Raw genomic sequence first — 10,266 nt, 5'->3', positions numbered from 1 at the left:
GGCCTGCGGGCGTCGGCCGACCCCCGCAGGCCGGAGTGCTCGCTGAGGCAGCGCGGCACCTGCGACCACGCGGCACACGGACGCGCGGCCGTGCGACGGGGGCGGCGCTTTCGCTCGGCCGTGGACGCACAGGTCGCAGAGGGTCGCTCCTGAGCGGTACGGAATCCGGTGCGCAGCCCGGTCTTGTCCGTCGCTCCCCGCGGTCGGGTCTCTCGCGGTACTGGAGGTCGGCAATGTGCGGGTTCCTGAGGACGGCCGGCTCGGCAGAGGCGAGGATGGACCCGGGCGCAGGGCGTGATGGGTCGGATGTCCAGGCATCCTTGATCTCTCTACGGTGGTGTCCGACTGTCATGCGGGCGGGAATGAGCGAAGGGGGCTGGGTGGAAGCCGAGTTGGGGGCTCTCGCGGTGTCGGGGGCGACGGCGCTGGTCGGGCTGATCGTCTCCGAGGCGTTCGAGCGGGCGAAGAGTGGACTCACCCGGTTCTTCGGGCGGCGGGCCTCGGGGGCGGGCGCCGAGGAGGAGCTGCGGAGCGCCCACGAGGAGTTGGGCCGGGCGCGGGAGGCGGGTGATGCCGACGCCGAGGCGGGAGTCCAGGCCCGCTTGCGGCGGCGGCTGGAGGACGTCTTCCAGGAGGACTCCGGTGCAGTGGAGGAACTGGCGCGGCTGCTGTCCGAGGTGGCTCCGGACACCTCGCGTGGCTTCGTCAACCTGGTCGGCGGGGGCGTGAACCACGGGCTGATGCTCCAGGGTTCCCCGGTCCACGGGGACATCCACTTCCACGTCCCCTCGCCACCCTCACCCGCGGCGTCGCGCTCCGTCCGACCCAACCAGGTACCGGTCGTCATGGTGCCGTTCAGCAACCGGAACGCGGAACTCGCGGAGCTCGACGCCAGGCTCGGCGGACGGGCGGCCGACGACCCGAGAGTCAGCCTCGACGTGCTGGTCGGCGTACCCGGGGTGGGCAAGACGGCCATGGCCTGGCGATGCGCGGAACGGGCCGAGGGGCGCTTCCCGGACGGGCACCTGTACGTGGATTTCGCGGCCCTGCGTGACCAGGCCACCCCGTCGGCCGGCCCCGGCGGGGACGTCTCCGAGGCCCTGGCCATGTGCCTGAGGTCCCTGCCGGGAGCGGAACTGGGCATCCCGGACGCCTTCGCCGAGCGGGTCAACCTGTTCCGGACCCGTACGGCCGGCCTGCGCATCCTGCTGGTCCTGGACGACGTGAACGAGCCCTCGCAGGTCCGCGCGCTGATTCCCAACGGGCCGGGCAGCGCGGTGCTGGCCACCAGCCAGAGGAGGTTCGGCGAACTGGCCGCCCAGAACGGCGCCCGGCTGATCTCCGTGAAGCCGCTGGACGCGCACGGCGGGCTGGAGCTGCTCAAGGACCGATGCGGTGCGGAGGCGGTCGGGGCGGAACGGGAGGCCGCGCTGCGGCTCGTGGAACTGTGCGGGGGGCTGCCGGTGGCCTTGCAGGTCGTGGCGGCACGGCTGGTCCTCGACGACAGCCTGACCATGGCGGAACTGGCCGCCGAACTCGACGACGAGGCCGGCCGGCTGGCCGGGCTGGCGATGGACGGAGAGGAGTCCTCGGTGTCCGTCGCCCTGGGCCCCACCTACCGGCTGCTGCCGCCCGACACGGCCCGGCTCTACCGGCTGCTCGGCCTGCTGCCGTTCCACACCTTCGACGCGGGGGTGGCCGCGGTCGCCGCCGACCTCGACACCAGGAGCACGAAGCGCCTGCTGCGCGTACTGGTGCAGGCCAGTCTGGTGGAGGCGATGGGCGACGGCCGGTACCGCATGCACGACCTGGTCCGTCTGCACGCCCGGGAGCTGGCGGCCGAGGAGGAGCCGCAGACTGCCCCGGCGGCGCTGACGGAGCGGGTGGGCACGCACTACCTCGTGCTGACCGCCCTCGCCGACCGGGCGCTCCGCGAGGAGCGGCTGCGCATCGCCGGCCTCGCGGACCTGCTGCGGGGTGCCGAGAACCCGTTCGCCGCAGCCGACGCGCCGCAGCCGTTGGAATGGCTGCACGCCGAGCGCTCGGCCATCCTCGCGGTCCTGCGCGAGGCCGTCCGGCACGAGCGGTACGCCCTGGCCTGGCGGCTGGCCGAGGCGTTCTCGGTCTTCTTCCTGTACCACCGCTACCTCAGGGCGTGGACGGAGGCGATGGAGCTGGGCATCGAGGCGGCCGCGGCAGCGGCGGCCAGGGCGGAGACGGCCGGGGAGATCGAAGAAGCCACAGCGGGCGAAGCTCGGCTGCGCGCCCTGCTGTCGCGCCCGCTGCTGGACCTCGGCGAGAGGGACCGGGCCGGAGAGCAGCTGGAGCGGGCCGTCGCCCTGGCCGAGACGACCGGCCGTCTCGTCCTGCGCGCCTCCGTCCAGGAGTTCCTCGGCCGGTACCTGGACCTCGTCGACCCGTCCCAGGCACCAGGGGCGTACCGGCGCTCCCTCGAACTCAACGAACGTGCCGGGGACACCCGCGGCGCCGCCCTCGCCACCTTCTTCCTCGGCTGTGCGCTCGATGCCCAGGGCGAGCACGCGGGCGCCATGGTCCTGCTGCTCCGGGCGCAGCACGAACTGGCGGACCGCGCCGAGCCGGACCGGCGGATGGCGGCCCGGGTGAGGGCCGCCATCGGCGTCGCCCACGGTCATCTCGGCGACACCGCGCGAGCCGTCCGCGAGCTGCGGGAGGCGTGCCGTGAGCTGGCCGAGGTGGCGGCCGGGATGCATTACGAGGCGGAGGCATGGGAACAGCTCGCCGACGTCGTCGAGCGGGCGGGCACCGACGAGGAGCTGGTGCGCCAGTGCCTGAGCAGGGCCGCCGACATCTACGAGGCGCGCGGCAGCCTCGGCCCGGCTCAGGCGCTGCGGCGGCGGTTGGACGGCCGCGACGGCTGAGCCCGCGTCCCGCGCCGAACCGGCGGCGGCTGTCCGGTCGGCGGGGCGGGACGCAGGCGCAGGAGGACGTCCTCGTCCCGCACGCCACCGATCCGCAGTGTCACCTCGGTGCCGTCCAGGGGAAGCCCCGCCCTGAGGCAGGCGTAGACGACGGCGGCGGGCAGGCTCGGGTCCAGGGCCGGGCCGGTGGCCGCCGCCTCCACGACACGGCCGTCCCGAATCCCGATCAGGTAGCCGCCCGCGCGTACCGCTGAGGCCGTGAGCAGGCTTCCGGGCAGTTCGGCGAGGGTGTCCGCGATCCAGCGCAGCGCCGCCACCGGTGTGGGCGCGGGCTGCCGCCGGGCGAGTACCGAGGCGCTCTCGGTCAGCCGCCGATCGTGCTCGTCGTCCAGGCTGGCCAGATGGGTGAAGAGGGTGGCGGACTCCGGCGGCGTGTCGCCGTACGCGGTGACGGCTGCCGGGAAGCGGCGCACGCTGACGACCGGCGTCGCCGCGTCCTGGGTGACGCCGGTGCTCACCTGCCACGAGGTGACCGGGGCGGCGGGCGGGTCCGGGAGCGGCAGTACCGGGGAGGCCGGCCGCGGCGCGGACGGCTCCGGGAGCTCCAGCAGCTCGTAGAGGGCGGTGCGGAGCCGGGCGAGGGCATGCCCCGGCTCCGCGAAAGCCTGCGCGGCCACCGCGGCGTACCGCTCGGGCGTGTGCTCGCGTACGGCGTCCTCCACCTGCTGGAGCAGGTCGCCCCGTACGTCGAGCCGGGGCGCGAGGGAGGCCAGGTGGTGGACGGCTGTTCCCGGTACCGCGTCGTCGCCGAAGGCGGCCAGCAGGACGGGCCGGCCCGTCGATGCTCCGTACAAGGTCACCGAACCGTGGTCACCGATCAGGACATCCGCGGCGACCAGCGCGGGCCGCCACGCGTGGACCGCCGGTATCAGCAGCAGCCCCGCGTCCAGGGCGGCGGCCTGAAGGGTGCGGATCTGCCAGGCGCCGTGCGCCGACCACACATTGGGATGGATGATCGCGCCGACCCGGTGTCCGTCTCCGGGAAGGCGCGCGAGGAGGCGCGGGAGCAGGTCCGGGCGGCGGCCGAGGAGAGAGGTCGGTCCCCAGGTCGAACTGACCATGACCAGGCGCTGATGCTCCTCGACGCCCAGCGCCTCGCGGTACACGGCCCTCCGGCTCCGGCTGCCGACCAGCTCGTCGAAGCACGGGTCGCCGACCAGCAGCGTGCGCCCGGCCGCCTTCGGGTGGGTGGCGAGCAACTGCTCCTCCTGCGCCGGATGCGAGATCGCCAGCCAGGCGCGCCCCGACTCGAGCAGGGCGTCCGGTACGACCCCGGAGAGCCGCTCCCGCGCGCTCCGCGAATCCGGCACGAGCTTCTGGAAGCCGACACCGTGCGGCAGTACCAGCACCGGGCAGTCGCCCTCCGGAACGTCGACGTTCTCGCTGGCGGTGAGGATCAGGTCGGGCGTGAGGTGGGTCAGCTGCTCCCAGGGGGCGACCCGGCATCCCGCGGCGTGGAGGAGGTCGAGGACTCCCTCGTCGAAGGCGGAGGTGGGGTCGTGGGCGAAGACCACGGAGACGCGGGCGTCGTCGCACAGCAGCGCAGGCAGCGTTTCGAGAACGCGTACGGTCGAGGTGACCGTGCGCGCGGCGACGACCAGGGTGCGTTCGCCGCGGAAGGTGCTCCAGCGGTGGGCGTCCGGCCCCACCGGCACGCGGAGCGGCCGACTACCGAACACGCCAGCCGCCCCTGGTCACACACGCGCGCCCGCTCTCGCGGCTCGCGGCTCGCGGCTCGCGGCTCGCGGCTCGCGGCTCGCGGCTCGCGGCTCGCGGCTCGCGGCTCGCGGCTCGCGGCTCGCGGCTCGCGGCTAGGGTGCTTTTATCGCAATTCAAGCCGGTTAGCAATCTTTTCGGTCTCGGTGATCGGGGGAATCGATGTCTGAACCCGTACACGGTAGCGAACCGGTGATCGCGTTTCAGGCCGACCGTGCGGGGTCTTCGCCGCCCGCCTCCGCGCCCTCCGGCGCTGCTTCGCCCAGTTCCTGCGCCGAGGCACCGGCCTCCTCCCCGCCCTCGGCCATCCCGAACAGATCCAGCTGGTCCGCCCCCGCCGCCCCCGCCGCCCCCGCCTCGAAGAGGAGCGGCTGCTCCCCGTCGGGCGGGGCCTGCCGGAGGCTGCCCGTGCAACTGATGAGGAAGCCGGGGGTGCTGGTGTGGTCCGGGGGGTCGTGGCGGGCGAAGCGGCCGCCCGGGGTCGCGACCGAGCGGTGGCAGACGGGGCAGGTCTGGCGCGGGTGACGGTAGGACATGGGCCCAGGATGCCGCTTGGTGGTGACAGTGCGGGCCGCGGGCCGAACCCCTGCCGTCGGCGGGTAGGTTGACGCCTCGCCGTCGCCCCGCCCGAGAGGGAGCCCCCGTGCCCGTCCCCGCCCGCCCCCGCCTCCTGCTCGTCACCGACCTCACCTACCCGGCGCGTGGACGCCGGTACGGCGACGAGGACGCCTGGCTCGCCGCCCGGCTGCGTGAGGAGTTCGACCTCGCGCTCTGCCACCCGCTGGACGCTCGGGCGCTCGCCGACTCCTTCGACGCGGTCCTGGTCCGCAACAGCGGGCCGGTCCTCCACCACCAGGAGGCATGGGACGCCTTCCGCGCCCATGCGCTCGCCGCCGGGACGCGCGTCTACAACCCGCTGACCGGCAAGGGCGACATGGCGGGCAAGGGGTACCTCCTCGATCTGACGGCCGCCGGGTACCCGGTCATCCCCACCGTCGACCGCGCCGCCGACCTGCCCCTGCTGCCAAAGGCGGCCACGTACGCCGTCAAGCCCGTCGCCGGGGCCGACTCGGTGGGGCTCGCCTTCCTTCCCCGTGAGGAGGTGGCCGCCCGGCTCGACGGCGCGACCCTGGCCCAGCCGCGCGTCGACTTCCGGTACGAGGTGTCCTTCGTCCACGTCGACCGGGTGTTCCAGTACGCCCTGCACGCCCCCGACCCGGAGCGCCGCTGGGAGCTCGCGCCGTACGACCCCACCCCCGCCGACCTGGCCTTCGCCGACCGCTTCCTCGAGTGGAACGGCCTCGCGCACGGCATCACACGGGTCGACGCCTGCCGCACCCGCGAGGGGGAGCTGCTCCTGGTCGAGCTGGAGGACCTCAATCCGTACCTCTCCCTGGACCTCCTCGACGCGGAGACGCGGGACCGGTTCGTGGGCGTGCTCAAGCGGTCGCTGCGGGAGTTCCTCGCCGCCTGAGGGGAGTGCCGGCGGACGCGGCCCGGGCGCTCCCGGAGGAGGACCCGCGCCGCCGGGCGCTCCACGTCGGCTGCGGCGCCGCCCTGTTCAACCTGCGCGTCGCGGCCGCCCGCGCCGGGCTGCACGCCTGGCTCTCGCCGCTGCCGCCCGCCACCGGCGGCGACGTGCTCGCCGCCGTACGGCCGCGCGGCGGCGAGATCGAACGCGAGGCCGCCGCCCTCCACCCGGCCGTCGCCGAACGCCGCACCAACCGGCAGCCCTACGAGGAGAGGCGCATCCCCGAGGTGGTCCGCGAGCAGCTCGGCCGCGCCGCCACCGCCGAACGGTCCCGCCTGGTCTTCCCCGAGGGCTGGCAATACCGGATGGTGCTCGACGTCCTCGCCGACGCCGAGGCGGGCGAGACCTCCGGCCACCGCGCCGAGGAGGAGAGCCGGCCGCGGTCCGGCGACGAGGCTCCCGACGGGATCCCGCGGTCCGCGCTCGGCCCCCGGAGGCGCGAAGGCGAGGCCCCCGCGCGGGAGTTCGGGGAGCGCCCCGACGGGCCCTGGGCCGACTCCGAGCGGGAACCGCAGCTGGCCCTGCTCCTCACCCTCCAGCGACGAACCCGCCGACTGGCTCGCCGCCGGGCAGGCGCTCCAGCGCGTCCTGCTCACCGCGACCCGCGCCGGCCTCAGCGCCGCCCGGTCACCCGGGCCCTGGAGCAGCCCTCGCTGCGCTGGCTGCTGCGCGACCCGGCCGAGGGCCCCGGCCACGTCCAGATGGTGCTGCGGCTGGGCTACGGCCCGCCCGTACCCAGGAGCACCGGCCGCAGGAGCCTCGCCGAGGTGCTGACGGTCCGCGACTGAGCCCCGTCCCACCGCGACGGCCCGGGCCCCTTCCGACGGGGTCCGGGCCGTTCGCACGCCTGTGCGTGCACGATGGAGGGAGCAGCAGACGACCGCCGGGGGGCGACGATGACCGCGATGACCAAGTTGTACTACCGCTTCGTGTACTGGAGACGGCGGTTCGGGCGGGCCGTGCGCCCGGCGCCTGAGCAGCGCCGCCCGGTCCCCGGGCGCGGGCAGCGGCTGCTCGCGGTGAAGCGGAGCGTGTACCGCTTCCGGCCCCTCTACGTCTTCGCCGCGATCGTGGTGATCGTGCTGGCCGTCTCCTACCTGCTGGCGGCGGGCGGCGGCGGGCGGGGCCCACTGCCCTGGTAGCCGGGGCCCGCGGCGCTCAGCTCTCCCGCAGCACCCCGCGCAGCGCGTCCAGGACCGCCGGGTCCTCGATGGTGGAGGGCACCGGCTCGTCGCGGCCGTCGGCCAGCGAGCGCATCGTCTTGCGGAGGATCTTGCCCGAACGGGTCTTGGGCAGGGCGGGCACGATGTCCACCCGGCGGAAGGCCGCGACCGCCCCGATCTCCTCGCGCACCCGCGCCACCAGCTCGGTCCTGAGCCGTTCCGGGTCCTGGCCCGCGCCGGCCTTAGGCACCACCAGGCCGCGCGGCAGCTGGCCCTTGAGCGGGTCGGCGGCGCCGATCACCGCGCACTCGGCGACCTCCGGATGCCCGGCGAGGACCGCCTCGATGGCGCCGGTCGACAGGCGGTGCCCGGCCACGTTGATCACGTCGTCGGTGCGGCCCATCACGAAGAGGTAGCCGTCCTCGTCCAGGTAGCCGCCGTCGCCGGTCAGGTAGTACCCGGGGAAGGCCGACAGGTACGAGGCCACGTAGCGGTCGTCGTCGCCCCACACCGTGGGCAGGGTCCCCGGCGGCAGCGGCAGCCGGATGGCCAGCGCGCCCTCCTCGCCCGCCGCGCACTCCCCGCCGTCGGCCCGCAGCACCCGCACGTCGTAGCCGGGGACCGGCACCGTCGGCGAGCCCGCCTTGAGCGGCAGCGGGTCGAGCCCCATCAGGTCGGCCGCGATCGGCCACCCCGTCTCAGTCTGCCACCAGTGGTCGATCACCGGGACGCCCAGCTTGTCGCCCGCCCAGTGGTAGGTGTCCGGGTCCAGCCGCTCACCGGCGAGGAAGAGGTGGCGCAGCGAGGAGGTGTCGTACGCGTCGAGCAGCTCCGCCTCCGGGTCGGCCCTGCGGATCGCGCGGAAGGCGGTGGGCGCGGTGAAGAGTGTCGACACCCGGTGGTCGGCGACGACCCGCCAGAACGCGCCCGCGTCCGGGGTGCCGACCGGCTTGCCCTCGTAGAGGACGGTGGTGGCGCCGAGCAGCAGCGGCCCGTAGACGATGTACGAGTGGCCGACCACCCAGCCGACGTCCGAGGCGGTCCAGAAGACGTCGCCGGGTGAGGCGTCGTAGATGTTCCGCATCGACCAGAGCAGCGCCACCGCGTGGCCGCCGTTGTCGCGGACGATGCCCTTGGGACGGCCCGTGGTACCCGAGGTGTAGAGCACGTACAGCGGATCGGTCGCGGCGACCGGCACCGGGTCGGCGGGACGCGCCTCGGCCATCAGCGCGGCCCACTCCAGATCGCGGCCGTCCACCAGGGCGGCGGTGAGCCGCTCACGCTGGAGCACCACGCACCGCTCGGGCGCGTGCGCCGCCAGTTCCAGCGCCCGGTCGAGGATCGGGTGGTAGGCGACGACCCGGGACGGCTCGACGCCGCAGGAGGCGGCGACGACCACCTTCGGGCGTACGTCGTCGATCCGCACCGCCAGCTCCGAGGCGGCGAACCCGCCGAACACCACCGAGTGGACCGCGCCGAGCCGCGCGCACGCCAGCATCGCCACCACCGCCTCGGGCACCATCGGCATGTAGATCACCACCCGGTCGCCCTTCGCCACCCCCAGACCCCGCAGCACACCCGCGAACCTGGCGGTCTCCTCCAGCAGCTGGGCGTACGTCAGGGTCCGCCGGGAGCCGGTCACCGGCGAGTCGTGGATCAGCGCCGGCTGCTCGCCCCGCCCCAGCGCCACGTGCCGGTCCAGGGCGTTGGCGCAGGTGTTCAGCTCGCCGTCGGGGAACCAGCGGTACAGCGGCGCCGCGTCCACGTCCAGCACCCGCTTCGGCTCGCGGGTCCAGCTCACCTCCCGGGCCGCCTCGCCCCAGAAGCGTTCGGGGTCGGTGAGGCTGAGCTGATGGGCTTCGCGGTACGTGCGCATCGGGCACCGTGGCCTTTCGGGGAGCCCGGCGTCCGGCGGCCGCCGGGCCCGCCGGGGCGGGGCGAATGGGCGCGATGGTAGGGGTCGGGGCCGGGCGGGGGAAGACCTTGACCGGCCCTGATCTGCGCCGATGCCCCCGTTCGGGGGAGGCGGCGGCTCCCGTGGCCATGCGCGGTCATCGGCGGTTCCCCCGGGGGCCGTCGCGTATGCGCCCCCTGCGGGACGGCGCGGTGTCAGTCCTGCGGCACCAGGGTCAGGTAGGCGATGCCGAGCAGGTCCCGGTAGCCGCGCAGCCAGGAGTCCCGCTGCCGGTCGACGCGGGCCCGGGTCACGTCGGCCAGCGGGTGGCCGGGGTGGGCGGCGAGCCAGACCTCCACGTCCTCGCGGTAGCCCGACTCGAACTCCTCCCACTCGACCGGCGTCGCCGTCTCGATCCGGGCCGGGCGGAACCCGGCGGCGACCACCTCGTCCACCAGCTCCGGCAGGCTGGGATGGTCGCTCGCGGCGGCGTCCGGCCACATCAGCGCCAACTCCTCCGCCCTCGGCGCCCGCTGCCAGAACCCCTCACCCAGCAGCACCCGCCCGCACGGCCGCACCAACCGCCGCAGCTCCCGCAGCGCCTCGGGGACCAGGCGCGGCGGCGCCGCCCCGGTCAGCGCCTGCGAGGCGCCGGTGCACAGCACCAGGTCGGCCGGGCCGTGCCCGGTCCCCGCGGCCTGCTCGGCGAGGAACTCCACCCGGCCGGCGAGGCCCCGCTCGGCCGCCAGCGCCCGGCCGCGCGCCAGGTCGTCCTCGTCCAGGTCCAGGCCGGTCCCGGTGGCGCCCGGCGTCGCGGCGAGCACCCGGAGCATCAACTCGCCCCAGCCGCACCCGATGTCCAGCACCGTGGCGGGCTGGTGGGCGGCGAGGCGGGCGGTCAGGTCGGCGGCGCGGGGCTCGCCGAGGGGACCGTGGAAGGTGAGGGCGCGGGGGCGGGGCGGGCCGGCGGGGTCGGTAGAGGTCATGGGCGCACGGTAGTGA

General features: G+C 75.1%; 8 protein-coding genes. 4 read left to right on the top strand and 4 right to left on the bottom strand.

What is annotated here, in order from left to right:
- Window positions 1-380: 380 nt before the first annotated feature.
- On the top strand, window positions 381-2,900 hold the full coding sequence (locus tag ACFWMZ_RS19810; RefSeq protein WP_383203113.1) for an NB-ARC domain-containing protein: 2,520 nt from the start codon (window positions 381-383) through the stop codon (window positions 2,898-2,900).
- Here the strand turns inward: ACFWMZ_RS19810 and ACFWMZ_RS19805 are convergent.
- Together ACFWMZ_RS19805 and ACFWMZ_RS19800 are read right to left on the bottom strand one after the other, a co-directional pair.
- Complete coding sequence (locus ACFWMZ_RS19805; protein WP_383203110.1) at window positions 2,861-4,639, bottom strand: hypothetical protein; 1,779 nt, start codon at window positions 4,637-4,639, stop codon at window positions 2,861-2,863. The genes ACFWMZ_RS19810 and ACFWMZ_RS19805 overlap by 40 nt on opposite strands.
- Before the next feature lie 240 nt (window positions 4,640-4,879).
- Entirely contained in the window at window positions 4,880-5,212 is a 333-nt protein-coding gene (locus ACFWMZ_RS19800; protein WP_383181037.1) for a hypothetical protein, read from the bottom strand.
- 107 nt (window positions 5,213-5,319) lie between these two features.
- Between ACFWMZ_RS19800 and ACFWMZ_RS19795 the strand changes: the two genes are divergently transcribed.
- The 3 genes from ACFWMZ_RS19795 (at window position 5,320) to ACFWMZ_RS19785 (ending at window position 7,349) form a co-directional block, all read left to right on the top strand.
- On the top strand, window positions 5,320-6,150 hold the full coding sequence (locus ACFWMZ_RS19795; protein ID WP_383181034.1) for a hypothetical protein: 831 nt from the start codon (window positions 5,320-5,322) through the stop codon (window positions 6,148-6,150).
- A gap of 5 nt (window positions 6,151-6,155) precedes the next feature.
- Window positions 6,156-6,995 carry a nitroreductase gene (locus ACFWMZ_RS19790; RefSeq protein ID WP_383181031.1) on the top strand — a complete coding sequence of 280 codons (840 nt, stop codon included), beginning with the start codon at window positions 6,156-6,158 and terminating at the stop codon, window positions 6,993-6,995.
- Between the two features lie 117 nt (window positions 6,996-7,112).
- The gene (locus tag ACFWMZ_RS19785; protein WP_383181028.1) at window positions 7,113-7,349 is read left to right on the top strand and encodes a hypothetical protein; all 237 of its coding nucleotides are present in this window, start codon (window positions 7,113-7,115) and stop codon (window positions 7,347-7,349) included.
- A 16-nt stretch (window positions 7,350-7,365) separates the two neighbouring features.
- Here ACFWMZ_RS19785 and ACFWMZ_RS19780 read toward each other — a convergent pair whose 3' ends face one another.
- Together ACFWMZ_RS19780 and ACFWMZ_RS19775 are read right to left on the bottom strand one after the other, a co-directional pair.
- Window positions 7,366-9,378, bottom strand: coding sequence for a propionyl-CoA synthetase (locus tag ACFWMZ_RS19780; RefSeq protein WP_383203121.1), 2,013 nt, complete (start codon window positions 9,376-9,378; stop codon window positions 7,366-7,368).
- Window positions 9,379-9,479: 101 nt separating this feature from the next.
- A complete protein-coding gene (locus ACFWMZ_RS19775; RefSeq protein WP_383203107.1) occupies window positions 9,480-10,250 on the bottom strand; it encodes a methyltransferase in 771 nt (256 codons plus the stop codon).
- Window positions 10,251-10,266 lie beyond the last annotated feature (16 nt).

This window comes from Streptomyces sp. NPDC058373 (assembly GCF_042723275.1).
In the GTDB taxonomy this organism is placed as follows: domain Bacteria; phylum Actinomycetota; class Actinomycetes; order Streptomycetales; family Streptomycetaceae; genus Streptomyces.
The sequence above is the reverse complement of the archived record's forward strand: the minus strand, read 5'-3'. Positions and strand labels throughout refer to the sequence as shown.

Bases quoted from the DNA above. Each gene is read 5' to 3' on its own strand.
- ACFWMZ_RS19785 (WP_383181028.1), top strand. From the start codon at position 7,113: ATGACCAAGTTGTACTACCGCTTCGTGTACTGGAGACGGCGGTTCGGG.
- ACFWMZ_RS19775 (WP_383203107.1), bottom strand. From the start codon at position 10,250: ATGACCTCTACCGACCCCGCCGGCCCGCCCCGCCCCCGCGCCCTCACC.
- ACFWMZ_RS19800 (WP_383181037.1), bottom strand. From the start codon at position 5,212: ATGTCCTACCGTCACCCGCGCCAGACCTGCCCCGTCTGCCACCGCTCG.